The sequence below is a fragment of the Micromonospora aurantiaca ATCC 27029 genome (assembly GCF_000145235.1).
Taxonomy (GTDB): domain Bacteria; phylum Actinomycetota; class Actinomycetes; order Mycobacteriales; family Micromonosporaceae; genus Micromonospora; species Micromonospora aurantiaca.
The window spans coordinates 824,989-851,631 of sequence record NC_014391.1; the positions used below are offsets into that span (position 1 = coordinate 824,989).

General features: G+C 71.3%; 27 protein-coding genes. 14 read left to right on the top strand and 13 right to left on the bottom strand.

Annotation, left to right across the window (positions count from 1 at the left end):
* Positions 1-18: 18 nt before the first annotated feature.
* Both MICAU_RS04135 and MICAU_RS04140 read right to left on the bottom strand, forming a co-directional pair.
* A complete protein-coding gene (locus MICAU_RS04135) occupies positions 19-1,458 on the bottom strand; it encodes a GuaB1 family IMP dehydrogenase-related protein (protein ID WP_013284032.1) in 1,440 nt (479 codons plus the stop codon).
* Between the two features lie 125 nt (positions 1,459-1,583).
* Complete coding sequence (locus MICAU_RS04140) at positions 1,584-3,335, bottom strand: acetyl/propionyl/methylcrotonyl-CoA carboxylase subunit alpha (RefSeq protein ID WP_013284033.1); 1,752 nt, start codon at positions 3,333-3,335, stop codon at positions 1,584-1,586.
* 132 nt (positions 3,336-3,467) lie between these two features.
* Here MICAU_RS04140 and MICAU_RS04145 point away from each other — a divergent pair, with 132 nt between their 5' ends.
* The 4 genes from MICAU_RS04145 (at position 3,468) to MICAU_RS04160 (ending at position 7,517) form a co-directional block, all read left to right on the top strand.
* Complete coding sequence (locus MICAU_RS04145; RefSeq protein ID WP_013284034.1) at positions 3,468-4,058, top strand: PadR family transcriptional regulator; 591 nt, start codon at positions 3,468-3,470, stop codon at positions 4,056-4,058.
* Between the two features lie 127 nt (positions 4,059-4,185).
* Positions 4,186-5,145 carry a daunorubicin resistance protein DrrA family ABC transporter ATP-binding protein gene (locus MICAU_RS04150; protein WP_013284035.1) on the top strand — a complete coding sequence of 320 codons (960 nt, stop codon included), beginning with the start codon at positions 4,186-4,188 and terminating at the stop codon, positions 5,143-5,145.
* Between the two features lie 17 nt (positions 5,146-5,162).
* The gene (locus MICAU_RS04155) at positions 5,163-5,918 is read left to right on the top strand and encodes an ABC transporter permease (protein ID WP_013284036.1); all 756 of its coding nucleotides are present in this window, start codon (positions 5,163-5,165) and stop codon (positions 5,916-5,918) included.
* Positions 5,919-5,981: 63 nt separating this feature from the next.
* The gene (locus MICAU_RS04160) at positions 5,982-7,517 is read left to right on the top strand and encodes an MFS transporter (protein ID WP_013284037.1); all 1,536 of its coding nucleotides are present in this window, start codon (positions 5,982-5,984) and stop codon (positions 7,515-7,517) included.
* Between the two features lie 119 nt (positions 7,518-7,636).
* On the opposite strand, the gene MICAU_RS33360 is transcribed toward MICAU_RS04160, so the two are convergent.
* From MICAU_RS33360 to MICAU_RS04175, 4 genes are read right to left on the bottom strand one after another with little or no spacing between them, the layout of a single operon-like run.
* On the bottom strand, positions 7,637-7,771 hold the full coding sequence (locus MICAU_RS33360; RefSeq protein ID WP_255352853.1) for a hypothetical protein: 135 nt from the start codon (positions 7,769-7,771) through the stop codon (positions 7,637-7,639).
* A gap of 25 nt (positions 7,772-7,796) precedes the next feature.
* Entirely contained in the window at positions 7,797-8,450 is a 654-nt protein-coding gene (locus MICAU_RS04165) for an O-methyltransferase (protein WP_013284038.1), read from the bottom strand.
* Between the two features lie 9 nt (positions 8,451-8,459).
* Complete coding sequence (locus tag MICAU_RS04170) at positions 8,460-9,116, bottom strand: Maf family protein (protein WP_013284039.1); 657 nt, start codon at positions 9,114-9,116, stop codon at positions 8,460-8,462.
* A 10-nt stretch (positions 9,117-9,126) separates the two neighbouring features.
* A complete protein-coding gene (locus tag MICAU_RS04175; RefSeq protein WP_041798796.1) occupies positions 9,127-10,263 on the bottom strand; it encodes a S8 family serine peptidase in 1,137 nt (378 codons plus the stop codon).
* A gap of 813 nt (positions 10,264-11,076) precedes the next feature.
* Between MICAU_RS04175 and MICAU_RS33535 the strand changes: the two genes are divergently transcribed.
* Entirely contained in the window at positions 11,077-11,331 is a 255-nt protein-coding gene (locus MICAU_RS33535) for a hypothetical protein (protein ID WP_013284041.1), read from the top strand.
* Positions 11,332-11,623: 292 nt separating this feature from the next.
* Here MICAU_RS33535 and MICAU_RS04185 read toward each other — a convergent pair whose 3' ends face one another.
* Both MICAU_RS04185 and MICAU_RS04190 read right to left on the bottom strand, forming a co-directional pair.
* Positions 11,624-12,076 (bottom strand): hypothetical protein, encoded by a 453-nt coding sequence (locus MICAU_RS04185; RefSeq protein WP_013284042.1) that lies wholly within the window; start codon positions 12,074-12,076, stop codon positions 11,624-11,626.
* Positions 12,077-12,177: 101 nt separating this feature from the next.
* Complete coding sequence (locus tag MICAU_RS04190) at positions 12,178-12,390, bottom strand: acyl-CoA carboxylase subunit epsilon (RefSeq protein WP_013284043.1); 213 nt, start codon at positions 12,388-12,390, stop codon at positions 12,178-12,180.
* A gap of 91 nt (positions 12,391-12,481) precedes the next feature.
* On the opposite strand from MICAU_RS04190, the gene MICAU_RS04195 reads away from it, so the two are divergent.
* Together MICAU_RS04195 and MICAU_RS04200 are read left to right on the top strand one after the other, a co-directional pair.
* A complete protein-coding gene (locus MICAU_RS04195) occupies positions 12,482-14,461 on the top strand; it encodes a serine/threonine-protein kinase (RefSeq protein ID WP_013284044.1) in 1,980 nt (659 codons plus the stop codon).
* An 87-nt stretch (positions 14,462-14,548) separates the two neighbouring features.
* Positions 14,549-14,761, top strand: coding sequence for a hypothetical protein (locus tag MICAU_RS04200; RefSeq protein ID WP_013284045.1), 213 nt, complete (start codon positions 14,549-14,551; stop codon positions 14,759-14,761).
* 64 nt (positions 14,762-14,825) lie between these two features.
* Here the strand turns inward: MICAU_RS04200 and MICAU_RS04205 are convergent, their stop codons facing one another.
* Both MICAU_RS04205 and MICAU_RS04210 read right to left on the bottom strand, forming a co-directional pair.
* Positions 14,826-15,578, bottom strand: coding sequence for a GH25 family lysozyme (locus MICAU_RS04205; RefSeq protein ID WP_013284046.1), 753 nt, complete (start codon positions 15,576-15,578; stop codon positions 14,826-14,828).
* 128 nt (positions 15,579-15,706) lie between these two features.
* The gene (locus tag MICAU_RS04210) at positions 15,707-16,255 is read right to left on the bottom strand and encodes a Uma2 family endonuclease (RefSeq protein WP_013284047.1); all 549 of its coding nucleotides are present in this window, start codon (positions 16,253-16,255) and stop codon (positions 15,707-15,709) included.
* Between the two features lie 100 nt (positions 16,256-16,355).
* Between MICAU_RS04210 and MICAU_RS04215 the strand changes: the two genes are divergently transcribed.
* From MICAU_RS04215 to MICAU_RS04230, 4 genes are all read left to right on the top strand, one after another.
* Positions 16,356-17,099, top strand: a complete 744-nt coding sequence (locus MICAU_RS04215; RefSeq protein WP_013284048.1) for a M50 family metallopeptidase — start codon at positions 16,356-16,358, stop codon at positions 17,097-17,099.
* A 102-nt stretch (positions 17,100-17,201) separates the two neighbouring features.
* Positions 17,202-18,185 carry a ketopantoate reductase family protein gene (locus MICAU_RS04220; protein ID WP_041798799.1) on the top strand — a complete coding sequence of 328 codons (984 nt, stop codon included), beginning with the start codon at positions 17,202-17,204 and terminating at the stop codon, positions 18,183-18,185.
* Between the two features lie 59 nt (positions 18,186-18,244).
* Positions 18,245-18,748, top strand: coding sequence for a SigE family RNA polymerase sigma factor (locus MICAU_RS04225; RefSeq protein ID WP_013284050.1), 504 nt, complete (start codon positions 18,245-18,247; stop codon positions 18,746-18,748).
* Entirely contained in the window at positions 18,741-19,625 is an 885-nt protein-coding gene (locus MICAU_RS04230) for a hypothetical protein (RefSeq protein WP_013284051.1), read from the top strand. The genes MICAU_RS04225 and MICAU_RS04230 overlap by 8 nt, the downstream gene beginning before the upstream one ends.
* Positions 19,626-19,668: 43 nt before the next feature.
* On the opposite strand, the gene MICAU_RS04235 is transcribed toward MICAU_RS04230, so the two are convergent.
* Complete coding sequence (locus MICAU_RS04235) at positions 19,669-21,252, bottom strand: acyl-CoA carboxylase subunit beta (RefSeq protein WP_013284052.1); 1,584 nt, start codon at positions 21,250-21,252, stop codon at positions 19,669-19,671.
* A gap of 96 nt (positions 21,253-21,348) precedes the next feature.
* Between MICAU_RS04235 and MICAU_RS04240 the strand changes: the two genes are divergently transcribed.
* Both MICAU_RS04240 and MICAU_RS04245 read left to right on the top strand, forming a co-directional pair.
* Positions 21,349-22,221: a biotin--[acetyl-CoA-carboxylase] ligase gene (locus MICAU_RS04240; protein ID WP_013284053.1), complete on the top strand. Its 873-nt coding sequence runs from the start codon at positions 21,349-21,351 to the stop codon at positions 22,219-22,221.
* 142 nt (positions 22,222-22,363) lie between these two features.
* On the top strand, positions 22,364-22,933 hold the full coding sequence (locus MICAU_RS04245) for a PH domain-containing protein (protein WP_013284054.1): 570 nt from the start codon (positions 22,364-22,366) through the stop codon (positions 22,931-22,933).
* Positions 22,934-22,988: 55 nt separating this feature from the next.
* Here the strand turns inward: MICAU_RS04245 and MICAU_RS04250 are convergent, their stop codons facing one another.
* Positions 22,989-23,684 (bottom strand): GtrA family protein, encoded by a 696-nt coding sequence (locus MICAU_RS04250; RefSeq protein WP_013284055.1) that lies wholly within the window; start codon positions 23,682-23,684, stop codon positions 22,989-22,991.
* Between the two features lie 62 nt (positions 23,685-23,746).
* Positions 23,747-24,283 (bottom strand): GtrA family protein, encoded by a 537-nt coding sequence (locus MICAU_RS04255; RefSeq protein WP_013284056.1) that lies wholly within the window; start codon positions 24,281-24,283, stop codon positions 23,747-23,749.
* Positions 24,284-24,773: 490 nt separating this feature from the next.
* On the opposite strand from MICAU_RS04255, the gene MICAU_RS04260 reads away from it, so the two are divergent.
* Positions 24,774-26,615: a phosphoenolpyruvate carboxykinase (GTP) gene (locus tag MICAU_RS04260; RefSeq protein WP_013284057.1), complete on the top strand. Its 1,842-nt coding sequence runs from the start codon at positions 24,774-24,776 to the stop codon at positions 26,613-26,615.
* Positions 26,616-26,643: the final 28 nt, after the last annotated feature.

Here is a 26,643-nt window from a genome sequence, read left to right on the forward strand (position 1 = left end):
GGCGGGCCGGTCGGGGCGTCACCAGCTCGTGGGCAGCGGCATCCCCTCGGTGTACCCGGCGGCGCTCTGCACGCCGACGAGCGCCCGCTCGTGGAACTCCTCCAGGCTGCGCGCCCCCGCGTACGTGAACGCGCTGCGTACGCCGGAGATGATCTCGTCGATCAGGTCCTCGACGCCGGGCCGGTTCGGGTCCAGATACATCCGGGCCGAGGAGATGCCCTCCTCGAAGATCGCCTTGCGGGCCCTGTCGAACGCGCTGTCCTCGGCCGTACGGGCGCTCACCGCACGCGACGACGCCATGCCGAAGCTCTCCTTGTAGCGCCGCCCGTCGGCGTCGGTGTAGAGGTCGCCGGGGGACTCGTAGGTGCCGGCGAACCAGGAGCCGATCATCACGTTCGAGGCGCCCGCCGCGAGCGCCAGCGCCACGTCCCGCGGGTGGCGTACGCCGCCGTCGGCCCAGACGTGCCGCCCCAGCGAGCGGGCCGCCGCCGCGCAGTCGAGCACGGCGGAGAACTGCGGGCGGCCCACGCCGGTCATCATCCGGGTGGTGCACATCGCACCCGGTCCGACGCCGACCTTCACGATGTCCGCGCCCGCGTCGACCAGGTCGCGTACGCCGTCGGCGGTCACCACGTTCCCGGCCGCCACCGGCACCGGCGGGTCCAGCCGGCGGACCGCCCGCAGCGCCTGGAGCATCCGCTCCTGGTGCCCGTGCGCGGTGTCCACCACGAGCGTGTCCACCCCGGCCTCCAGCAGCGCGGCGGCCTTGCCGGTGACGTCGCCGTTGATGCCCACTGCGGCGGCGATCCGCAGCCGCCCCCGGTCGTCCACTGCGGGCTTGTAGAGCGTGGCGCGCAGAGCGCCCTGCCGGGTCAGCACCCCGATCAGGCGTCCGTCTCCGTCCACCACCGGCGCGAGCCGCCGCCGGCCCGCCGACAGCCGGTCGAATCCGGTACGCGGGTCCGCGTCCGCCGGAACGGTGTGCAGCTCGGTCGACATCACGTGCCGGAGCTGGGCGAAGCGGTCCACCCCGACGGTGTCCGCCTCGGTCACCACACCCATCGGCCGGCCGTCCGCGTCGACCACGACCACCGCGCCGTGCGAACGCTTGGGCAGCAGGTGGATGGCGTCGCCGACGGTGTCGGTCGGGCCGAGCGTGATCGCCGTGTCGTGCACCAGGTGCCGCTGCTTGACCCAGCCGACCACGTTGGCGACGACCTCGATCGGGATGTCCTGCGGGATCACCGCCACCGCGCCGCGCCGGGCCACGGTCTCGGCCATCCGCCGGCCCGCGACGGCTGTCATGTTCGCCACCACGAGCGGGATCGTGGTGCCGGTCCCGTCGGTGGTGGCCAGGTCGACGTCGAGCCGGGAGCCCACCTCGGAACGGTTGGGCGCCATGAAGACGTCGTTGTAGGTCAGGTCGTGCGCGGGGACCGCGCCGTGAAGGAACCGCACCCGGCCATCATTCCCGCCCGGCGGCGCTCCCGCCCCCGGTGGTGGCTCAGACCACCCGGCCCCGCGCTGTTAAGAAGGGGCCCCTTCTCTACCTCAGGCGTTAAGAAGGGGCCCTTCCTTACACCTCAGGCGATGGTGCAGATCGCCGCGCCGGCGGTGATCACCGGGCCGACCTCGGCGGCGAGCCCGCTGACAGTGCCGGCCTTGTGCGCGTGCAGCGGCTGCTCCATCTTCATCGCCTCCAGCACCACGACCAGCTCGCCCTCGGCCACCTCGTCGCCGTCGGCGACGGCGATCTTCACGATCGTGCCCTGCATCGGGGAGGTGAGCGTGTCACCGCTGACCGCGGCACCAGCCTTGCCTCCGCCACCCCGGCGGGCCGGCTTCTTCGCGGCGGGTGCGGCTGCCGCCGTACCCGCGCCGAGCCCGGCGGGGAGGACGACCTCCAGCCGCTTGCCGCCCACCTCGACCACGACGGTCTCGCGCTCGGCCGGCTCGTCGGCGGCGCCGGCGGTGGCGGTGAAGGCCGGTACGGTGTTGTCCCACTCGGTCTCGATCCACCGGGTGTGCACGGTGAACGGCTCGGCGGTGAACGCCTCGTCGCGGATCACCAGGCGGTGGAAGGGCAGCGCCGTGGCCATGCCGTCGACCACCATCTCGTCGAGCGCCCGGCGGGCCCGCTCCAGCGCCTCGGTACGCGTCTCGCCGACGATGATCACCTTGGCCAGCAGCGAGTCGAAGTTGCCGCCGATCACGTCGCCGGCCGAGATGCCGGTGTCCACCCGCACGCCCGGCCCGGAGGGCAGGCGCAGGGCGGTGACGGTGCCCGGTGCGGGCAGGAAGTTGCGGCCCGGGTCCTCGCCGTTGATGCGGAACTCGATGGCGTGCCCGCGCGGCGTCGGGTCCTCGGTGAAGCGCAGCTTCTCCCCGTCGGCGATGCGGAACTGCTCGCGGACCAGGTCGATGCCGGCGGTCTCCTCGGTCACCGGGTGCTCGACCTGGAGCCGCGTGTTGACCTCAAGGAACGAGATCGTGCCGTCCACGCCGACCAGGTATTCCACGGTGCCGGCACCGTGGTAGCCGGCCTCCCGGCAGATGGCCTTGGCGCTGTCGTGGATCTGGGCCCGCTGGGCGTCGGTGAGGAACGGCGCGGGCGCCTCCTCGACCAGCTTCTGGTGCCGGCGCTGAAGCGAGCAGTCCCGGGTGCCCACCACGATCACGTTGCCGTGCTGGTCGGCCAGTACCTGCGCCTCGACGTGGCGCGGCTTGTCCAGGTAGCGCTCGACGAAGCACTCGCCGCGGCCGAACGCGGCGACCGCCTCGCGGGTGGCCGACTCGAACAGGTGCGGGATCTCCTCCATGGTGCGGGCGACCTTGAGGCCGCGCCCGCCACCGCCGAAGGCGGCCTTGATGGCGACCGGCAGGCCGTGGTCGACGGCGAACGCCATCACCTCGTCGGCGTTGCCCACCGGGTCCGGGGTGCCGGGCACCAGCGGCGCGCCGGCGCGCTGCGCGATGTGCCGGGCGGTCACCTTGTCGCCCAGGTCGCGGATCGCCTGCGGGGTGGGGCCGATCCAGGTCAGCCCGGCGTCGATGACGGCCTGGGCGAAGTCGGCGTTCTCGGAGAGGAAGCCGTAGCCGGGGTGCACCGCGTCCGCGCCGGAGCGGGCCGCCACGTCGATCAGCTTGTCGATGCGCAGGTAGCTGTCCGCGGCGGTGTCGCCGCCGAGGGCGTACGCCTCGTCGGCGAGCGTGGCGTGCAGGGCGTCCCGGTCGGAGTCCGCGTAGACGGCGACGCTGGCCAGCCCGGCGTCGCGGCAGGCGCGGATGACGCGGACGGCGATCTCGCCGCGGTTGGCGATGAGAACCTTGCGCACCTTGTGGCTCCTCCCGGGAGGTCGTTGCCGGGAGTTTAGCGGCCGAGCTGCGGAGCCTAACGATCGCTCAGTGTGGGATGCGGCACTGTAGTCAAACTTGGTTATTACGCTTGTCCCGTGTCGGCGACGCGGATGATGATTCTCGGCCTGGTCAGGTGGATGCAGCCGGTGCACGGCTACGACGTGCGCCGCGAACTGCTCAGTTGGAGCGCGGACAAGTGGGCGAACGTGCAGCCCGGCTCGATTTACCACGCGCTGCGCAAGCTCACCGACGAGGGCCTGCTGCGGACCGTCTCGGTCGAGCAGGTGGGCGCCCGTCCGGCGCGCACCACGTACGAGGTGACGGCGAAGGGGGAGGACGAGTTCGAGACGCTGCTGCGGGCGCAGTGGTGGCAGGTCCAGGAGCCGCCCGATCCGTTCGTCGCGGCGTTCTCCTTCCTGCCGGCGATGCCCCGCGACGAGGCCGCAGCGGCGCTGCGCAACCGGGCGAACCTGCTGCGGGCCGGGGTGGAGTCGATGCGGGCCTCGCTCGACTCGGACTGGGTGCGCACCCGCAAGCCGGTGCACGTCGGGTGGATGTTCGAGCTGTGGCTGGCCCGCGCCGAGGCGGAGACGGCCTGGTGCGAGCGGATCGCGGAGCGGATCGAGTCGGGAGTGTCGTACCTGCCCGATGGGATGGAGCAGGCCGAGGGCTGGTCGGGCTGGTCCGACGGATCACGGTGACACGACATAATCAACGTTGACCAAAAGAGCTATATCGCGTTAGCCTCAGCGGGAATCGCGGGGGATTCGTGCGTCCTCGCGGACGATCGGCGGCCGCTCAGGTCCGCCCGGACGACCAGGAGCAGAAATGATCGAGACCAGGGGGTTGCGGAAGTCGTACCGCTCCCGCGCGGGTCGCGAGACGAAGACCGTGGACGCTGTCCGCGGCGTCAACCTCGACGTGGCGGCGGGGGAGATCTTCGGCTTCCTCGGGCCCAACGGCGCCGGCAAGACCACCACGCTGCGGATGCTCGCCACCCTCATCGAGCCGGACGGTGGCGAGGCCACTGTGGCCGGCGCCGACCTGCGCAAGGACCCGGCCGAGGTGCGCCGCCGGATCGGTTACGTCGCACAGGGCGGTAGCACCTGGGACGAGTCGAGCGCCCGTGAGGAGCTGGTCCTCCAGGCCCGCCTCTACGGCATCGGCAAGGCCGAGGCGCACCGCCGCGCCGAGCACGCGCTCGAAGCGTTCCAGCTCGCCGAGTACGCCGACCGCAAGTGCAAGACCTACTCCGGCGGTCAGCGCCGGCGCGTCGAGATCGCGCTCGGCATCATCCACGAGCCGAAGATCGTCTTCCTGGACGAGCCGACCACCGGCCTCGACCCGCAGAGCCGCGCGCACATGTGGGACGAGATCCGCCGGCTGCGCACCGAGGGGATGACCGTCTTCATCACCACGCACTACCTGGACGAGGCGGACGCGCTCTGCGACCGCATCGCGATCATGGACCACGGCGAGGTGGTCGCCGAGGGCACACCGGCCGAGCTGAAGCGGGAGATCTCCGGCGAGGTGGTGATCGTCGGCCTGGACGCGCCGAGCACCCCGCGCGCCGCCGAGCTGCTCGACACCGAGGCGTACGTGAGCAAGCTGGAGACCGTCGACGAGGGCGGCCTGCGTCTCTACGTCGACGAGGGCGCCACCGCCATCCCGCAGGTGCTGCGCCGCCTCGACCACGCCGGGCTGGACCTGCGCTCGATCGAGCTGCACCGCCCCAGCCTGGACGACGTCTTCCTCACCAAGACCGGCCGCTCGCTGCGCGAGTCCTGACCCCCGGAGAAGCTGTCATGAAACTCGCCCGCGACACCTGGCTGATCTTCCAGCGCCAGACGCAACTGCTGCTGCGCAACCCGGTATGGATCTTCGTCGGCGTCTTCCAGCCGGTGATGTACCTGCTCCTGTTCGCCCCGCTGCTCAAGCCGGCGCTGAACGCGCCCACCCAGGCCGCCGCGTACAAGATCTTCGTGCCCGGCCTGCTCGTGCTGCTGGCCATCTTCGGCGGCCTGTTCCAGGGGTTCGGCCTGATCGCCGAGCTGCGCGCCGGCGTGATCGAGCGCTCCCGGGTCACCCCGGTCAGCCGGCTCGCCCTGCTGCTCGGCCGCTCGCTGCGCGACGTCGTCTCGCTGATCGCGCAGGCGATCATCATCACGCTGCTGGCGCTCGCGTTCGACCTGCGCGTGTTCATCGGCAACCTGCTCCTGGCGTACCTGATGCTCGCCCTCATCGCGCTGATGACCTCGGCCGTCTCCTACGGCATCGCGCTCAAGGTCAAGAGCGAGGACGCGCTCGCCCCACTGATGAACACAGTCGCGCAGCCGGTGCTGCTGCTCTCCGGCATCCTGCTGCCGCTCACCTTCGCCCCCGGCTGGCTCCAGGGCGTGGCCAAGTGGAACCCGTTCTCCTGGGCGGTCGAGGGCACCCGTGCGCTGTTCAACGGCGACCTCGGCAACGACCGCGTCTGGCAGGGCCTCGGCATCATCGCGGTGCTCGCCGCCGCAGGCGTGTTCTGGGCCGCCCGCCAGTTCGCCCGCAGCGTCCGCTGAGCAGGGGAGACCTACCTCTCAGCAGGGGCGGGGCACCGGCCGGGCGCGCGTAGCGTAAGGCTGGTGCCCCGCCTCACCCGTGACCGGATCACCTGGCTGACCTACGCCCAGCTCGGTCTGTGGGGCTTCTTCCTCTACGGGTTCGGCCCGGTCGTACCCCTGCTCCGCGACGAACAGGGCACCAGCGCCGCCGTCGCCGGCCTGCACAGCACCGGCATCGCCGTGGGCGCGCTCGCCGGCGGCGCGCTGTTCGCCCCGGTCGCCCGCCGCCTCGGCCGCGGCCCGGCCATCTGGCTCGGCCTCGCCGGTGTCGCTGCCGGAGTCACCGCGCTCGGCCTGCTCCGCCCGCTGCCGGCCACGCTCGCCTCCGTCGCGGTCATCGCCACCTTCGGCATGATGGTCGTCAGCGGCGTCAGCGTGGTGCTCACCGCCCGGCACGGACCCGCCGCCCCCGCCGCGCTCACCGAGGCCAACGCGGCCTGCGCCGGCATGGGCATCCTGGCGCCGCTGACCATCGGCGCCACCGTCGACGCCGGTCTCGGCTGGCGACCGCTGATGGCCGTCGAGGTCGGGCTGATCACGCTCGTCGCGCTCGCCGCCCTGACCTTCCGGGTACGCGGGCCGAAAACCGCCCCCGCTGACGCGGCTGCCGGCACACCCGTCCCCGTGGCCGCCTCCACCCGGGTCTCCGCCGTCCCCGCTCCCGGGGTTTCCGAGGCCGTCGTGCCTGCTCCCGTCGTCCCCGCTCCCGTCGTCCCCGGTCCCGTGGTGCCTGCTCCCGTCGTCCCCGCTCCCGTGGTGCCTGCTTCGGTCGTCCCCGCTCCTGCCGTGCCCGCTCCTGCCGTGCCCGCTCCTGCCGTGCCCGCTCCTGCCGTGCCCGCTCCTGCCGTGCCCGCTCCTGCCGTGCCCGCTTCGGTTGTTCCCGCCTCCGGTGCCGTCGAGGCCGTCGCCACCGATTCCTCCGTCCGGGCCTCGGCCGTTCCCGCCTCCGGGGAGCCCGTTTCCTCCTTCGGCTCCGGTGCGGCGGGGCGGCTGCCGCGTGCGTACTGGATCGCCTGGGTTCTGATGTCCGTCACCGGGTCGATCGAGGTCTGCCTGTCGTTGTGGACCGCCGACGTGCTGCGGACCCATGCCGGGCTGAGCGCGGGCGGGGCGTCGGCGGCGGTCGCTGCGATCGTCTGCGGCATGTTCGCCGGCCGGCTCGCCGGTGGCCGGGCCGCGTTGCGCTGGGCGCCGGTGCCGCTGCTGCTCGGCGCGCTCACCGTCTCGATGGCCGGGTTCGCGCTGTTCTGGGGCAGCACCGTCGGCTGGCTCGCGGTCACCGGGCTGGTCGTGCTCGGGCTCGGCAACGCGCTGCACTACCCGTTGGCGATCTCGATCGCGCTGGCCGTCGCCGGTCCGGCTGCGGACAAGGCGGCGGGCTGGTCCGCGTACTCGATGGGTGTGGGTTTCGGGATCGCGCCGGTGGCGCTCGGATGGGTGGCCGACGGCGTCGGCCCGCACCCGGCGTTCCTGCTGCTGCCCGCGTTCATCGCGGTGGCGGTGCTGCTGACCGTACGGCTGGGCCGTGCCCTCCCCGCGCCGGTCCGCGCGGCTTGATCGACTCCATGTCGGCGAGGTGGCGGCTTCCGGCGCTCAGGGATGCCGCCATTTCGGCGAGGTGGCGGTATCCGGTGCTCAGGGATGCCGCCACTTCGGGGAGGTTGTGTTCGGTCGGCTCAGCGCGTCCGGGCGAGTGTGAGGTCGTCGGCGGTGGGTGTCATGGCCGCCGTGCGCTGCCTGCTTGGTGCGGGTGGCTTGATCGACTCCATGTCGGCGAGGTGGCGGTATCCGGTGCTCAGGGATGCCGCCATTTCGGGGAGGTTGTGTTCGGTCGGCTCAGAGCACCCGGGCGAGCGTGACCCCGTCGGCGATCGGCAGCATGACCGCCTCGACGCGGACGTCCGCGATGACCGCGTCGTTGAACGCGGCGATCGCCCGGTCGTCGGCGTTGCGTGGGGCGAGCACCCGGCCGTCGCGCAGCGTGTTGTCGACGGCGATCACCGCGCCGGGACGCATGCGGGGCACCAGCTCGTCCCAGTAGATCGGGTAGCCGACCTTGTCCGCGTCGATGAACGCGAAGTCCAGGTAACGCTCGCGGGGCAGCTCGCGCAGCGTCTCCGCGGCCGGGCCGATGCGCAGCTCGATGCGGTCCTGAACACCGGCGCGCTGCCAGTAGCGCCGGGCCACGCCCGTGTACTCCTCGGAGATGTCGAAGCAGGTCAACCGGCCGTTCTCGGCCAGCCCTCGGGCGATGGCCAGCGAGGAGAGGCCGGTGAACGTGCCGACCTCGACCGCCTGCCGTACGCCGAGCAGCCGGGTCAGGAACGTCAGGAACGCGGCCTGTTCGGGCGCGACCTGCATGACCGCCTCGGCGGGCAGGGCCGCCCGGGTCTCCTCGGCCAGCTCCTGGACGATCTCGTCCGGGGCGGACCCGTGGGCCACCAGGTAGGCGTGCAGTTCCGGGGTGAGCGGCAGCGGCTTCGTGGTCATGTCCGGACGTTAGCCGAGATGTTCGATCTCCTGGCCCCCGGGCGCGATCTTCGTCCACAGGTCGACGATGCTCAGCTCCACCTCGGCGAGCAGCCGGCGCAGCAACGGCAGGGACAACCCCACCACCGTGCCCGGGTCACCCTCGATCCCGGTCAGGAACGCCCCGCCCAGCCCGTCGATGGTGAACGCGCCCGCCACGGCCAGCGGCTCGCCCGTCGCCACGTACGCGGCGATCTCGTCGTCGCTGACATCCGCGAAGTGCACGGTGGTCGAGGCGACGGCCTCGGCGCGCGACTCGTGGGTCACGTCGATCAGGCAGTGCCCGGTGTGCAGGACACCGCTGTGCCCGCGCATCCGCTGCCACCGCCGGGTGGCGTCCGCCGCGTCATCGGGCTTGCCGAGGATCTCGCCGTCGAAGGCGAGTACCGAGTCACAGCCGAGCACCAGCGTGCGCTCGTCCGGCGAGGGCCGCAGCCGATCACGTACCGCCTGCGCCTTCAGCCGGGCCAGCTCCAGGCACAGATCCTCGGCCCGATCGCTCACCACCTGCGACTCGTCCACGCCGCTGACCAGCACGTCCGGCTCGATCCCGGCGGCCTGGAGCAACTTGCGGCGGGCGGGAGACTGCGAGGCGAGCACGAGGCGCACCGGTACGGAGGTCGACACCCCGCCGACGCTACCGGCTGACCCTCGGCGGCGGGTCGTCGGCACGTCGGCGGCGCCGCCAGAACAGGTACCCGCCGCCCGCCGCCACCAGCACACCGAGGGTGGCGAGCCCGCGTACGGTCGCGCTGCCGTCGTCGCCCTTGTCGGGTGCTGCCTCCGCTGACGCCGGTGGCGTGACGTTGGAGGACTCGAAGCCGAGCGGGGGAACGTCGGCGGTGAGCGCGGCGACGAGGTCGATCACGCCGTAGCCGTACTGGTCGTCGCGGCCGGGTGGCCCCTTGTCGACGGCGGTGGCGGTCAGCCGGTGGGCGACTTCCTGGGCAGGGAGGTTGGGGTACTTGGAGCGGATGAGAGCAGCAGCCCCGGCAACGATCGCAGTGGCGCTGGAAGTCCCTGTGCCCTTCGAGTACTTGCCGTCGTAGCTGGTGCTGTAGATATCGACAGCAGGGGCAACCACATCTAGCTCGGGGCCGCTGACCGAAACGGGGGCATGATCGCCGGTACGGTCAACGCCTCCAACTGCGATTACACCTGATTCGCTGGCCGGGTATCCGACGTATCCGTCTTCTGGCCAATTTCCGGCGGCCGCTACGACTACAATATCGGCCAATAAGGCCGCACGTATTGATCGAACTAGTGCCGGGCTCGATACGCCATTGCTGGAAATGCTGATGACGGTCGCGTGCTGTGCGATAGCAAAGTTAATTCCCGCTGCCAGATCATCCGGCCGTCCGGTATTGCTGGCCCCAGAAGATTGGATTGGGAGAATCTTTGCGCGGGGGGCAATCCCAACCGCTCCCGTCCCATCGCTCTGGCCGTGGGCGGCGATAAGGCCAGCCATGCCCGTGCCGTGGCTGCTTTTGTCATCGCGACCATCCCCGGTTGCACCCGGGAGTGTGGTAGTGCCGAAAAGCAGGTTGTTGCGTAGGTCTGGATGAGGGGAAACGCCCGTGTCGGGGACCGCAACAATCACTCCCTCGCCTTGAGCTATTGAATTGGCGACGTCTGACTTCAAGTAACGAAGGTGCCACTGGTCCGCTCTTATGCGGTTGCTCGGCTCAGAAGCCGATTGAGATAGAACCGGGCGCCCTGGCACCACGACAGCCAGGGCTAAGAGAGCCGCTGCGATTGACTGCGTCACGCTCACCGGTTGAAGCCGATTGCTGGACCTGGGTCTATCGGTCCACCGTCATCGGGGGGACGCATAACTGGATCGACGCCTTGGCTCGTCTCCCAAGGGTGATCGGCGTCCCAGACCGGCTTACTTTCGCTGTCAGGATCCCGCCGGCTCCTAGAATTGGGATTCGCTGACGCTGAGGGGGAGCCGCCAATCGGGAAAGGGCCGTGGCCGACTCCGGGCTGTGCGCTTCGCCCAGTTCCCGGCCTAGATCCTGCGGCGCCGCTGGGGGCTGTGCCGGCTCCGCCCCCGCCAATTACTCCACCCACCGGGTTAACCCGCCGCGGAGCGCTTGGTGCTGGTTGGCTGATGCCTTGGCTCGGGGGTACTCCTACAAATCCGTTAGGCAAAGCTTGACGCCCAGCGCTGCCTGAAGGTGCGCGAGAAGTCCCCGCGTCGCTTGGGGGAAGGCTCGGCTGTGCGGGTGCTGCCGGGCGGTTGAATGAGTTGTGCCCGAGGTTTGCCGTTGATGGAACGCCGATCTGCCCTCCAATTCCAGGCGTGGGATGGGGCGCTTGGTTGATCGGTGGCGATGGAGCCAGCGGCGGTGCGGGCGCTGCCCCGGATCCAGCCCCTCCCAATATCGGTCCAACGTTGCTTGAAGGGGTTGTCGGTGGCTTGGCCGCTGATGAGGAGATCGTTGATGGCTGGGCGAGTGACCGTCGTGCTGAGGTCGAAACCTGGACCGGAACAACCGGTGGGATGATCGGTGGGACCTCGCCGTAGGCGTCGGGATCGTTGATCTGGCGGCCTGGGCGGACTGGTGTGGGCGGGCGCTGGAGCATGACCTGGGCGTGCTGGAGTTCGCCGCTCAACCCCGTCATCAACCCGCGCGCCCGTACGTTCAACTGCTCCAAGTCGTCGTCCGTCACCGGGGGACGCTCCGGCAACCGGCTGCCCGCCACCGCCTTCGGGTCGGCGATCGTCGCCTCGTACGCCTGCTTCTGCCGCAGCTTCTTCGCGTACTCCTCGTGCAGCGGCTGCAGCTCGGCCCGCGCGCTGCCGATGGCGCGGGCGGCGGCCGCCAACGCGTCGTAGTTCGCGGCGGCGGCGTCGTGGGTGCGCTGCACGCGGTCGATGAGCTGGTCGAGTTCGGCGATGTACGCCCGCGCGGCGGTGTTGGTCTCCGGCGGCCACGCCTCGGCCAGACCGCGCCGGTATTCCCGAAGGCGGCTCAGGTGGGCCAGGGCGAGGTCGCAGACCTTGCGCCAGCCGGCCACCTGCTTCCACTGGCCGGCGGTGTCCTGGTCCTGCACGCACGCCCACATGCTGAGGACGTCCATCAGCCGCCAGTCGGTCAGCCCGGAGGTGCGTCCGCTGCCCCGTTCGATCACGGCAGGATCACCCGGCTCTGTTCGGGGGCGGTGGGGTCGGCCAGTGGCGGCATCGGGCGGGCGACGGTGCTCGACGGCCCGGCGAGCGCTCGTTCGACGTCGGCCACTCGGGCGGAGGAGAACGCGTCGGCGTCGCCGTAGTGGGCGGCGATCCGCCCGGCGGCGTCGGCGAGGCGGCCGGTCGCCGGTGCGAGATCCCACACGGCGCTCACCGCGGCGGTCTGGGTGTCGTGGTGGGCCTGGAGGAACTGGACCAGCTCGATGAAGGCGTCGGCCGGGTTGGGCACCGGCGCCTTCATGTCGTCGGCGATGTAGGACAGGTGCGGCGAGTAGTTGCGCGTCACCTCGTCCTGGAGGCGGTCGGCGAACTCCCGCATCTGCCGGATGTCGGCCTCGATGCCGCCGTAGCCGCGCAGCCAGCCGGCTGGCTGGTTGTCCTCCGGGATCATCGGAGCCTCCTGCCCGTCACCACACGGTTTCCCTGAGTGAGGTTAATGGCTCGACGCTGATCCCGGCAGCCCCGCCCCGTCGCCGCGGGCGGGAGGTGAGGTCAGCGGGGGAGGGCGGAGGCCCGCCACGCGCCGGGCCCCGCGACGGGCCCGGCCAGGGCGGGGCGTGCGCTGCGCGCCCACTGCGACACGGGGGCCGGCGCGGCGGCCTGGGCCGGGCGGGTGCGGACCACGATCGCGCCGACCAGAGCGGCCAGCTCCTCGGCGGTGGGCACGCCACGGACGATCCGGAACAGCGGCTCCTCGGCAGACATGACCCAAGGGTACGCGTCGCGAATTCGACCTTCGCCGTACAGTGGCGTGCCGACGGTGTGGGCGTCGCAGCGGCCGGGTACGGTTTCTGCGATGTCGAACGCGCTCCCCCAACTCGTCGCCGACCGATACCGGCTTCTCACGCCGCTCGGTCAAGGCGGCATGGGCCGCGTCTGGAAGGCGCGGGACGAGGTGCTGCACCGGGACGTGGCCATCAAGGAACTGGTCCCGCCTCCCGGCCTCACCCCGGAGGAGCGCCGCGAGATGCGTGAGCGCTCGCTGCGTGAGGCGCGGGCGATCGCCCGGCTCAACAACGTCAACGTGGTCCGCATCTTCGACGTGCTGCGCACCGACGGCGATCCGTGGATCGTCATGGAGTACGTGGCGTCGAAGTCGTTGCAGGACACCATCGCCGAGGACGGCCCGGTCTCGGTGGCGAAGGCGGTCGAGATCGGCCTCGGCGTGCTGAACGCGTTGAAGGCCGCGCACAAGGCCGGGATCATGCACCGCGACGTCAAGCCGGGCAATGTGCTGCTCGGCGAGGACGGCCGCGTGGTGCTCACCGACTTCGGCCTGGCCACCATCCCCGGCGACCCGAACGTGACGCGCACCGGCATGGTGCTGGGCTCGCCCGCGTACATCTCGCCGGAGCGCGCCCGCGACGGCACTGCCGGCCCGGAGGCGGACCTCTGGTCGCTCGGCGCCACGCTCTACGCGGCGGTCGAGGGCAAGTCGCCGTACGCGCGCCCGTCGGCGATCGCCACGCTCGCCGCGCTCGCCACCGAGCCGATGCCGCCGCCGCGCAACGCCGGGCCGCTCAAGCCGGTGCTCCAGGGCCTGCTGCGCAAGGACCCGGACGAGCGGATCACCGCCGAGGTGGCCGAGCGCATGCTGCGCAAGGCCGCCGGCCGGCGGGCCAAGAGCATCTCGCTGCTGGACGGCGTACGCCGGCCCGGGCCGAACGGTCCGCGCGTGCCGCGCCCGCCGCTGGTGCCCGCGCCGCGCCCGGCCGACCAGGCCGAACGCGCCGCGTCCGGGGTCGCCGCAACCGGGGGTACGGCGGCAGCCGCCGACCCGACGGCGAAGGTGCCGGCGCCCACCTCGGACGCCGGGCCCACCGCGAAGGTGACCCCGCCGCCCGCCGACCCGACGGCGAAGCTCGACCCGGCGCCCTCGACCGACGAGACGCTTGTGGACGACGAGGCCCGGGTGGACGGCGTCGACCCGGCGCTGGACGAGACGCGGCTCGACGGCGAGCCGGTCACCGACACCCCGGCACCGGTGAGCCCGGCCGCGTCCGGCTCCGCGCCGGTCAGCCCGGCTCCGGCTTCAGCCGATCCCGCGCCGTCGACCGGCCGGGCGACGGTGCTGCCGGTCGAGAAGTCCGCGCCCAACCGGCGCAACCTGCTGATCGGCGCACTGGTCCTGCTGCTGCTCGTCGGCCTGGTGGTGGCCGTGCCGCTGCTGAACAACGGTGACGACGGCGACGGCGGTGAGCCGACGGCCGGCACCTCGGCGTCGGTGGCGCCGCCGCCCGCGCCGAGCGAGAGCGCGTCGCCGAGCGCCCCGGCGGCGTCGGCCAGCCCCACGCCGTCGGCCAGCCCGTCGGCGTCCGGGGCCGCGTTGCCGGCCGGCTGGCGCCTCTACACCGGCCCGAACGGCTTCAAGGTGCCGATCCCGGAGAACTTCCAGGCGCGGGTCGGCGGGGACAACGTCGTGCTCTACGAGGTCGGCGGCAGCCGGCGGGTGCTGTTCATCCAGTGGACGTCCGATCCGAAGCCCGACGCGTACACCGACTGGCAGAAACAGGAGCCGTACCGCGCGTCGCGTGTGCGGGGCTACAAGCTGGTCGGCATCACCAAGTGCGACGGCTACTACCGCACCTGCGCCGACTGGGACTGGCTGGAGACGCGCAACGGCGACACCCGCTTCCACGTCCGCAACCGGGGTGTGGCGACCGCCGGCAACCGGGGCTTCGCGTTGCGCTGGGAGGTGCCCGCGAAGGACTGGGACGCCAACCTGGCCAACTGGGAGATCATCACCAAGGGCTTCGTGCCGGACCGCAAGAACTGACCGGGAATCCCGCGGTTACGAAACTCGCTCGCATGGCTTTCCGTCGTCGGGGGTATGAATCCCTCCGACGACGGAAGGAGGCGCGACATGGGTTACCGACGGAGGTACACCGGCCCGCGGCTGGCACTGTGGATGCTCGTGGCGCTCGGCGACGTCGTACTGCTCCTGATCAGCGCCGGCCTGTCCGCGCCGGTCGCGGTCCTCGGCGTGCTGACGCTCACTGTCGCCGGTGTGGCGGCGTGGCGCCTGATGCGCCGGACGCCGGTGCCCGTCCCGGCCACCGCGCGCCGCAGAGCCTGACCTCGGGTACGACGACAGCGGGACCGCCCCGAGACGAGGCGGTCCCATTGCTTTCGCGCGCCGGTCAGGTGTTGTTGGCAAGCGCGATCAGCCGGCTGCGGTCACCGTTCCAGTAGTTGCGGTCGACGTTGCCGCTGATCCCGGAGACGGAGCCGGTGCTGGTGTACTGCCAGAAGCTCCAGAACGGGGCGCCGGCCGGCAGGGTGCCCGGCGCGCTGGCCCAGCGGGCGAGCCACAGCGGGTGGTTGGCCCACGGGCCGGTCCAGCTGCCGGTGCACTGGTTCCACCAGCTCGTTGTGGTGTAGATGACCGCGTACCGGCCGGTGCGGGAGCGGTAGGTGTTCAGGAAGTCCTGGATCCAGTTGCGCATGCCGGTGGTGCTCAGGCCGTAGCAGTAGCCGCCGCTGTACGGGTTGCCCTCGATGTCCAGCGCGGCGGGAAGCGTACGGCTGTCGGCCGACCAGGCGCCACCGTTGCTGGCCAGGTAGTTGGCCTGGGTGGAACCGGCGGAGATGTTCGGCCGGGCGAAGTGGTACGCCCCGCGGATCACCCCGGCGTTGTACGCGTTGACGTAGTTCGCGTTGAAGTTCGGGTCCTTGTAGCTCGTACCCTCGGTGGCCTTGATGAAGGCGAATTGGATGCCCGAGTTGCGCACGCTGGTCCAGTTGATGCTGCCCTGGTACCGGGAGACGTCGATCCCGGGCGTGGTCGCGGCGGCGGCCGGTCCGGCGGTCGCCACGAGGGCCGCGGCCGCGGTGGCGGCGGCGGCCAGGCCGGCGGCGAGAAGCCGGCGTACGGAGAGTCTGGTACGGGCCATGGTTGCCTCCAGAGGGACGTCCGTCTATTGACGCCCATCTTTGGAGCTTAGTGCCCTAGATCGCAATAGGGGGAAAGGAAATTTTCATCGACGGTCGTCGTTCGCCCAGGTGGCGCGACAGTTGCGGATCAGCGCAGGTCGCTCGGGTCCATCGCCCAGCGGAACGGCTCGGTGACACTCAGCGTCTCGCCCGCCTTGGCCACCGCGTCCTCGACGTAGTGCGCGCCGTCGAGCCGGTGCAGTCGCAGCGAGTGGCTGTCGCCGTCCTGCTCGACGAGCAGGTACCACGGAATTCGGGCGATCGCGTAGAGCTGCATCTTCAACACCCGGTCGACTCCGGAGTTCCGGGGCGAGACGACCTCGCCGACCAGCGCCACACGTTCCGCGTCCAGGATCGCGCCCTCGTCGTCGGCATCTGTGACGACGAGGGCGGGGATCATGATCCGGTCGACGCCGAGCCGAACGTTGACGCCGTGATGGACGCAGAACCCGACCGGCGCGGCCACCGACTCGACGGCGTTCGCCAACCGGCGCACCACCCGCTGATGCCGCAGGTCCGGGGCGGGGCTGACGACCAGTCCTCGGTCGAACAGTTCGACGCGGTGGTGACCGTCGCCCATCGCGAGATAATCGGCCTCGGTCAGCGGGGTCACGGACGCACCAGTTACCGAATCCACCCGACATCATCTCCGTTCCAGTAACTGCCCGGCCAAGTCTGACCGGCTGCGGGAGCACGCCGGTCGAACGACACGGCTCGGGGCGGTAGGCTCCCCGCCCATGCCCCTGATCGACGGTCTCACCACGCTCTGGGACACGCTGACCAGCGCCCAGCCGGACCCGCCGCCGCTGCTCGTGGTGGTCACCGCCGTGGTCGCGCTCGCGGTGGTCGTGGCCCGGCTGCCCTGGCGGATCGCCCGTAACGCGGTGACCATCGCGCACGAGGGCGGCCACGCGCTCGTCGCGTTGCTCACCGGCCGGCGGCTGCACGGCATCCGGCTGCACTCGGACACCTCCGGGCTCACGCTCTCCGCCGGCCGTCCCACCGGGCCCGGCATGATCCTCACGCTGCTCGCCGGATACGTCGCGCCGTCGCTGCTCGGCCTCGGCGGCGCGTGGCTGCTGGCCGGGAACCGGATCACGCTGCTGCTCTGGCTCGCGGTGGCGCTGCTGCTGGCCATGCTGGTGATGATCCGCAACCTGTTCGGCGTGCTGTCGCTACTTGTCACCGGTGGGGTGGTGCTCGCCGTCTCCTGGTACACCTCGCCCGAGGTGCAGGCCGCGTTCGCCTGGACGTCGGTCTGGTTCCTGCTGATCGGCGGCGTACGGCCGGTGTTCGAGCTGCACCGGCAACGCGCCCGGGGCCGGATGCCGCAGTCCGACGCCGACCAGCTCGCCCGGATCACGCCGTTCCCGGCGCTGTTCTGGGTGGGCCTGTTCCTGCTGGTGAGCGTGGGCGCACTCGCCGCCGGAGCGCTGCTGCTGGCCGGCCCGATCCTGGCCGACGCGGGGCTCACCGGCTGACCGTGCCGAGCCGCACGAACGCGCCGAGCCGCGCCGAGCCGGCCGCAGCACGCCGTATCGCGCCGCGGAGCGGGCCGCTACGTGGCAGGGCAGAATCGGACCGTGCGATACGTGATCATCGGAGCGGGCGCGGTCGGCGGCACCATCGGCGTACTCCTGGCCGACGCCGGCCACGACGTGACGCTCGTGGCCCGCGGCGCGCACCTGGACGCGCTGCGGGAGCGGGGTCTGACGCTGCGCACGCCGGACGGTGACGTGACCGGCCGGCTCCCGGCGGTGGCCGGGCCGGACGGGCCGCCGCTGCCGGCGGACACAGTGCTGGTCCTCACCGTGAAGTCGCAGGACACCGTGGCGGCGCTCGACGTCTGGGCGGACGCCCCGGTCGAGGGTGGCGGGACGGCGGGCGAACGGCTGCCGGTCGTGCTGGCCCAGAACGGCGTCGCGAACGAGCCGGCCGCGCTGCGGCGCTTCGCCCGCGTACACCCGGTGTGCGTGTGGCTGCCCGCCACCCACCTGGAGCCGGGCGTGGTGGTCGCCAACGGCCATCCGCATCCGGGCATGCTGCACATCGGCCGCTACCCGAGCGGCGCCGACGACACCAGCCGCGCGGTCGCCGCCGACCTGACCGCCGCCGGGTTCGTCGCGCCGGTGCGCGACGACGTGATGCGCTGGAAGTACGGCAAGCTGCTCGCCAACCTCGGCAACGGCCTCCAGGCGCTTCTCGGCCGGGACGTGCCCGAAGCCCTGTCGACGCGAGTACGCGCCGAGGGCGAGGCGGCGCTCGCGGCGGCGGGCATCGCCCACACCTCGGTCGCGGAGGAGGCCGCGGAACGCGGTGACCTGGTGTCGCACCGGCCGGTCGGCGGCGAGGAGCGCTCCGGCGGCTCCACCTGGCAGAGCCTGGCCCGTGGTGCGGGCTCGGTCGAGACCGATCACCTCAACGGCGAGATCGTGCTGCTCGGGCGACTGCACGGCGTACCCACCCCGGCCAACGCGGCGGTGCAGACCGCGGTACGCCGGGCCGTCCGCGACCGGATCCCGGCCGGCGGCTTCCCGCTCGGCGAGTTGGAGAAATTGCTCGGCTGAGCGGGCAACCCGCGCCGCGCCGCCAGGCGTGTCCCCTCACGAACACGGGGAGGTGGCAGGTGCCCGACAGCGACGGCTTCGACGAGTTCTACCGGGGCAGCCGGCAGCGGCTGCTCGGCTTCGTCTACGTGCTCACCGGCGACCTCGCCGAGGCGCAGGACGCCGTGCAGGAGGCGTACATCCGGGCCTGGCAGCGTTGGTCCACAGTGCGTGCGTACGACGACCCGGAGGCATGGGTACGGGTGGTGGCGAGCCGGATCGCGGTGAGCCGCTGGCGCAGCCTGCGCAGCCGGGCCCGTGCCTACCTGCGCCATGGCGCGGTGGCGGACGTGCCGGCGCCGAGCACCGAGACGCTGGACGTGGTCGCCGCGCTGCGCCGGCTGCCCGAGGCCCAGCGCACCGCGATCGCCATGCACTACCTGCTCGGCATGCCGGTCGCCGAGGTGGCGCGGGAGACCGAGGCCCCGATCGGCACCGTCAAGGCCCGGCTGTCCCGGGGGCGGACCGCGCTCGCCGGGCTGCTCGCCGTGGTGGACCTGGAAGAGGAGGCGGCAGATGCCTGACGACGTCGCACTCGTGGAGTTGCTGCACCGGGACCTGCGCAACGTCACCTGGCCGGAGCCGGAGGCGATCCGGGCCACGGCCCGGCGGCGCAGCCGGCGCTCCGCCGCGCTCGCCGCGGTCTCGGTGGTGGTCGTCGCGGCGCTCACCGCGACCCTCGTGGACCGGGCCGGTGCGCCGCCACCGCCCGCCGGCGCCGTCGACGGGCCGGGGGAGATCGTGGCCGAGGCGATGCTGGAACCGGCCGACATCCCCGTTCCCACAGGCGAGCGGCTCAGCGAGACCGGCCTCGACGAGCCGGTCCGGGTCGACGACCTCCTCCAGGTCTGCGCCGGGGAACAGGGGCGGCCGGCCGAGGAACCGCGCTCGCGCTACTCGCGGTCGCAGACCCTGATGGAACCGCCGACCGAGCCCGCGACCACCGTCGGATCGGTCCTCACCCAAGAGGTCTACCGGATGGAACCCGGGGCGGCGGGCCGGTTCGTCACCGGCCTGGAGGGCACTGTCGCGGCCTGCGGCGCGTGGCGGACGACGGGCCAGGCCTACACCGAGCGGGGGATGGTCAGCGCCGAGGTCGTGCACCGCTGGTACGTCGCGGCGAGCGGCTTCGCCGGAGATCAGGCGCTGCTGCTGCGCCACGAGGCGAGCGTGCCGCCGGACCAGGCGACCGGCCGGCCGCCCGGCTATGCGCCGTTGTACGAGGACCGGCTGGTCGTAAGGGTGGGTGACCTGGTGACGGTGCTGATCCCGTCCGGCCGGCTGCGGACCGACCTGCCCCAGGGCCAGGTGCCCGAGGCCAGGGTGACCGAGGAACAGGTACGGCAGATGGCGCGGGTCGCCGCCGAGCGGATGTGCGTGGCCGCGAACCCGGGTTGCTGACGCCGGTGCCCCCGCCGATCTCCCGGCGGGGGCACCCGACGCGCTACAGCGGGATGTTGCCGTGCTTCTTCGGCGGCAGCGTCTCGCGCTTGGTGCGCAGCACCCGCAGCGCCCGCACGATCTGGGTACGCGTCTCGTGCGGCGGGATCACCCCGTCGACGTAGCCGCGCTCGGCGGCGATGTACGGGTTGGCGAGCGTGTCCTCGTACTCGGCGATCTTCTCGGCGCGGACGGCGGCCGGGTCCTCGGCGTTCGCCAGCTCCGAGCGGTAGAGGATGTTCACCGCGCCCTGCGCGCCCATCACCGCGATCTGCGCGGTCGGCCAGGCGAAGTTCAGGTCCGCGCCGAGGTGCTTGGAGCCCATCACGTCGTACGCGCCGCCGTAGGCCTTGCGGGTGATGACTGTGACCTTCGGGACGGTGGCCTCGGCGTACGCGTAGATGAGCTTCGCGCCGCGGCGGATGATGCCGTCCCACTCCTGGCCGGTGCCGGGCAGGAAGCCGGGCACGTCGACGAAGGTGAGCACCGGCACGTTGAACGCGTCGCAGGTGCGCACGAACCGGGCCGCCTTCTCCGAGGCGGCGATGTCGAGCGTGCCGGCGAACTGCATCGGCTGGTTCGCCACCACGCCCACCGGGCGCCCCTCGACGCGGCCGAAACCGACCACCATGTTCTGCGCGTACAGCGGCTGCACCTCGAGGAACTCGCCGTCGTCGAGCACGTGCTCGATGACCCGGTGCATGTCGTACGGCTGGTTCGCCGAGTCCGGGATCAGCGTGTCCAGCTCCCGGTCCTCATCGGTGACGTCGAGGATCGCGGGCGCGTCGAAGACCGGCGGCTCGTCCAGGTTGTTCGACGGCAGGTACGACAGCAGCGCCTTGACGTACTCGATCGCGTCCTCCTCGTCGGTGCCGAGGTAGTGCGCGTTGCCGCTGCGGGTGTTGTGGGTGCGGGCGCCGCCCAGTTCCTCCATGCCGACGTCCTCGCCGGTGACCGTCTTGATCACGTCGGGGCCGGTGATGAACATGTGCGAGGTCTGGTCGACCATGACGGTGAAGTCGGTGACCGCCGGGGAGTAGACGGCGCCGCCCGCGCACGGGCCCATGATCAGCGAGATCTGCGGGATGACGCCGCTGGCCCGGACGTTGCGGAAGAAGATCTCGCCGTAGAGGCCGAGGGAGGTGACGCCCTCCTGGATCCGCGCGCCGCCGGAGTCGTTGATGCCGACGACCGGGCAGCCGATCTTCATGGCGAGGTCCATCAGCTTGACGATCTTCTCGCCGAAGACCTCGCCGAGGGAGCCGCCGAAGACGGTGAAGTCCTGCGAGAAGACGCAGACCTGCCGGCCGTCCACGGTGCCGTAGCCGGTCACCACGCCGTCCCCGTACGGGCGGGTCTTCTCCAGCCCGAAGTTGGTCGAGCGGTGCCGGGCGAACTCGTCCAGCTCGACGAACGAGCCCTCGTCGAGGAGCATCTCGATCCGCTCGCGGGCGGTCTTCTTGCCCCGCGCGTGCTGCTTCTCGACCGCGCGTGCCGACCCGGCGTGCACCGCCTCGTCGAGCCGTCGCTCCAGGTCCGCCAGCTTGCCGGCGGTCGTGTGGATGTTGAACCCGGTCTCGGTAGTCACCCGTGGAATATAACGATGGTTCAGGTGTCTGAGGCTGTGCAGTGCGCCTCACCGCTTCGCGGCGACCGGCGGACCCGGTGGCCGTAGGCTGGCGGGATGCCCGGTTCGCCGTACACCGATCTGGACCGACCGCCGCTGTCGGCGGCCCGGCTGCGGCGCGCGCTCGTCGCGCCGCACGGGCCCTGGCGCCGGTTGGAGTTGCTGGCCGAGACCGGCTCGACGAACGCGGACGTGGTGGCCGCGGCGCGGGCCAGCGAGCCGGAGGGCCTGGTGGTGGTCGCCGAGCGGCAGACCGCCGGCCGGGGCCGGCGGGGCCGCGTCTGGCAGTCGCCGCCGCGCGCCGGTCTCGCGACGAGCGTGCTGCTGCGGCCCGGCGAGGCGGTCGCGGAGCGCGGCTGGTCGCCCGTGCCCACCACCGGGTACGGCTGGCTGCCGCTGCTGGCCGGTGTCGCGCTGGCCGAGGCGGTACGGCTGCTGGCCGAGCTGGACGCGCGGCTGAAGTGGCCCAACGACCTGCTGGTGGACGGTGCGAAGTGCGCCGGGGTGCTGGCCGAGGCGGTGCCGGGGGAGAACGACAGGCCCCCCGCGATCGTGGTCGGTGTCGGGCTGAACGTGACGCTGCGCGCCGACGAGCTGCCGGAGAACCCGACCGGGCTGCCCGCCACGTCGCTCCAGCTCGCCGGCGCCACCGCCACCGACCGCGATCCGCTGCTGCGGGCGCTGCTGCGCTCGCTCGCCGACTGGTACGAGCGCTGGCGTGACGCCGGAGGCGACGCGGAGGCCAGTGGGCTGCGTGAGGCGTACCTGGCGGGGTGCGCCACAGTCGGCCGCCAGGTGCGGGTGCTGCTGCCCGACGGCAGCGAGGCGCACGGCACCGCCACCGGCGTGGACGCCGACGGGCAGCTCCTGGTCGAGACGGGGGCCGAGACGTTGCGGCTGGCCGCAGGCGACGTGCTGCACCTGCGGTGAAAGGAAGGGCACCCTCTTAACGCCTCCGGTAGAGGAAGGGCCCCCTGTTAACAACCACGGGTAGCCGTCCGCGCGGCCGATGCCGGCCGGATGCGCCGACCGGTTACGGTCAGCGCGTCCGGTTCTGCGAGGAGGTTCAGCCGTGGCGTTCCCCGAAGACGTGCTCACCGAGGACGAGCACGTCGTGTTGCACCTGCACCCGCACTGGAAGGCCCTGATCCGGCCGGTCCTGGTGCTCGTGCTCGCCGTCGCGGCGGTCGTCGCCGGGTGGCTCCTGCTGCCCGACGGCAGCGGCGGCACGATCGCGCTCTACGCGATCGCGGTGGTCGGCCTGGCACTGGTGCTGTGGCTGGGTCTGTGGCCGTTCCTGGTCTGGCGCACCACGCACTACCTGTTCACCAACGAGCGGGTGCTGCTCCAGCAGGGGGTGCTGTCGCGTAACCGGCGGGACCTGCCGCTGACCCGGATCAACGACCACGCCATGCACCAGCGTTTCGTGGAGCGGCTGCTCGGCTGCGGCACGCTGACCATCGAGTCGGCGGGTGAGCGCGGCCAGTCGGTGCTGCACGACGTGCCGGGCGTGGACAAGGTTCAGACGAAGCTCTACGAGCTGGTCGAGGCGCACCACGACAAGCACAGCCTGGGTGACGGCGAGATGCGCGAGATCCTGGCCGACATGACCGAGGGCAAGGCCCTGCGCGACCAGCCCTGACGTTGACCGACGGAAAGGCCGGCACCTCGTGTCAGGGGTGCCGGCCTCTCGTCGTTCAGCGGCGGGCGCGGCGGGGCTGGAGTTCCGCGGCGAGTTCGGCGTCCAGGTCGGTGCCGAGCGCGCCACCCAGTCCGGCGTCCGCCGGTGCGGGGCGGCCACGCGGTGGCGGGAAGTCGGCCACCCGGCCGGCGCCCGGAGCTGGTTCCTCCTCCTCCAGCTCGCTGACCGACTCGGCCAGCTCGGCCACCGGGTCCATCTCGGCGACGTTGTCCCACTCGTCACGCGGCACCGAGTGCCAGGTCTCCTCGGCGTGCTTGGGTACCGGCTGGAAGACGAACGTGCGGTACGACCAGAAGCGGAACAGCGTGGCCAGCAGGACACCGATGGTCTTGGCGACGTTCAGCGCGAGCAGGCCGTGTACGCCGAGGCCGTACTTGGCCAGGGCCAGGACGCCGAGTTCGATGAGCAGACCCGCACCGTTGAAGAGGAAGAACAGGACGTATTCGCGCCGGAGTGCCGATTTCGGTCGATCACGGTACGTCCAGTGACGATTCATCAGATACGACGTGATCGTGGCGATAATCGTCGCGATCACTGTCGCCTTCAGCTGACCGTCACGGAAAACCGTGAGTGCCAGCGCATTGAACACCGCGTAATTGATGACGGTGTTGATGCCGCCGACGATGCCGAATTTGAGCGCCTCGTGGATGAACTTCTGCCAGCGCTCGGGCAGCAGACGGACTCCAGGCATGCGGAACACCTTAGGCAGTTGGCTGGGCCGGCTGGGCCCGGCGGGTCGGGATGGGCGGTTCGTCACGCCCCGGACTCTCGGTCGTGGCTCGTTGCCGGAACGGGAGGTGTTCCCGCCTCGACGAAGACGAACCGTCGGTACGACCAGAACCGGAAGAGTGTCCCCAGGCCGGTGCCGACGACGAAGCTGGCGATGTTGTCGGCCAGGGGGGTCTGGAACACCGCGGGCCAGATCGCGCCCAGCCCGTAGTGGCTGATCGCCAGGCAGGCCACCGCGATGCCGAGGCCGACCGCGTTGAAGAAGAAGAACAGCGCGTACTCGCGGGCCGGGTTCGACCGCTGCCGGTGCCGCCACGTCCAGAACCGGTTGCCGAGGAAGGCGACGGTCGCGGCGATCACCGTGGAGATGGTCTTCGCGGCCAGCGGCGCCATGTCCCGGCCGCTGGACAGGTAGTTGAAGAGGATGAAGTCCACGACGAAGGCCAGGCCGCCGACGGTGGCGAACTTGCTCAGCTCGTGGATGAGGTGACCGAAACGGTCGAGCAGTGCTCCGATCGGACCCCGGCGGGTCTGCGGAGCCCCCGGTTGGTCTCCGGTCATCGTCGCGGCCACCCGCCGAGAGTACCGGTTGCGCGGTAACCGGGCGGACTGCAACGGCGAGTCGGCCACGACGGCTTCGCCGCGGCCGTCGCGCTCGGGCTGCCTGGGTCGGAGAGGCGTCGCCCGTTCTCGATGTCCGTGAGCAGAGCGTAACGCGCTGTGCGAATCTGTGGAGCGCATCACGGAATCGTCTTTCGCGACATGTTCGTACGCTTCAACGCGATCGGGCGTCGCGGTCACTCGGTGCCGGACCCGGCCGTCGAAGGTTCACCGCAGGATTTGCGTGAAACTGCGCGCGAAAGCGGGTATCAGATCGTGATGCCGCAGCGTGGCCGTACCTTGTGCAGTTCTTCACAACCAGTCCCACTGACTGACGAGGCAGTCCGGTTTACGCTGAGCCCAATCCCAGGTTTCCACGAGGCGGCGTACCAGCCCGCCGGAACTCGTGCACCCCATAGATCGGTCAGCGTCGACCACAAGGAGAAGTGACATGGTTGCTCCGGCTGCTGTTCGGGGTATCGATCAGGCCCCGACGTCCAACCCCAAGCTGCTCGCCTGGGTACGTGAGGTCGCGGAACTGACCACCCCGGACCGTGTGGTCTGGGTGGACGGGTCTGATGAGGAGTGGCGCCGCCTCACCGACGAACTCGTCGAGAACGGCACCCTGATCCGCCTCAATCCCGAGAAGAAGCCCAACTCGTTCTACGCGCGTACCGACCCCACGGACGTCGCCCGGGTGGAGGAGCGCACCTTCATCTGCTCCGTCGACGAGGCGGACGCCGGCCCCACCAACAACTGGATGGCGCCGGCCGAGATGAAGCGGACGATGACGGAGCTGTACCGCGGCAGCATGCGCGGGCGCACCATGTACGTCATCCCGTTCTGCATGGGCCCGGTCGAGGCCGAGAACCCCATGTTCGGCGTGGAGATCACCGACAGCCCGTACGTCGTCGCCTCGATGCGGATCATGACCCGGATGGGGTCGTCGATCCTGGAGGCGATGGGCGACGACGCCGACTTCGTGCACGCGCTGCACTCCATCGGCGCCCCGCTCGCGCCGGGTGCGCAGGACGTGGCGTGGCCGTGCAACGAGACCAAGTACATCTCGCACTTCCCGGAGACCCGGGAGATCTGGTCGTACGGCTCCGGCTACGGCGGCAACTCGCTGCTCGGCAAGAAGTGCTACTCGCTGCGTATCGCCAGCGTGATGGGGCGCGACGAGGGCTGGCTCGCCGAGCACATGCTGATCCTCAAGATCACCTCGCCCGAGGGCAAGGTCTACCACATCGCCGGCGCCTTCCCGTCGGCCTGCGGCAAGACCAACCTCGCCATGCTGGAGCCGACCATCCCGGGCTGGAAGGTCGAGACCATCGGCGACGACATCGCCTGGATGCGGTTCGGCGCGGACGGCCGCCTCTACGCGATCAACCCCGAGTACGGCCTGTTCGGCGTCGCACCCGGCACCGACTGGAAGACCAACGCCAACGCCATGCGGACGCTGGACCGGGGCAACTCCATCTTCACCAACGTGGCGCTCACCGACGACGGCGACATCTGGTGGGAGGGCATGGGTGAGCCGCCGGCGCACCTGATCGACTGGAAGGGCAACGACTGGACGCCGGAGAGCGAGAGCCTCTCCTCGCACGCGAACAGCCGTTTCTGCACGCCGATCACGCAGTGCCCGATCCTGGCCGACGACTACTACGACCCGAACGGCGTGCCGATCGACGCGATCCTGTTCGGTGGCCGCCGCCGGGACACCATCCCGCTGGTCACCGAGGCCCGCGACTGGGTGCACGGCGTCTACATGGGCGCCACGCTCTCCTCGGAGACGACCGCCGCCGCCTCCGGCGCGGTCGGCGTGGTCCGCCGCGACCCGATGGCCATGCTGCCGTTCATCGGTTACAACGCCGGCGACTACTTCCGGCACTGGATCGAGATGGGCAAGGGCGCGGACGGCGACGAGGCCAAGCTGCCCAAGATCTACTACGTGAACTGGTTCCGCAAGGACGCCGAGGGCAACTTCCTCTGGCCGGGCTTCGGCGAGAACTCCCGCGTGCTCAAGTGGGTCATCGAGCGGCTGGAGGGCCGGGCCGAGGCCGTGGAGACGCCGATCGGCATGGTGCCGGCGCAGGACGCGCTCGACGTCGAGGGTCTGGACATGACCCCGGAGGACGTCCGGATCGCGCTGAAGGTCGACGCGGACGAGTGGCGCAACGAGCTGCCGCTGGTCACCGAGTGGTTCGAGAAGTTCGGGGACAAGCTCCCCGGCGTGCTCTGGGCCGAGCTGGACGCGCTGCGCGCCCGGCTGGACGCGGAGCCGCAGAAGTAACAGGTGTGCCTGTTGCCCCCGCCGGGCA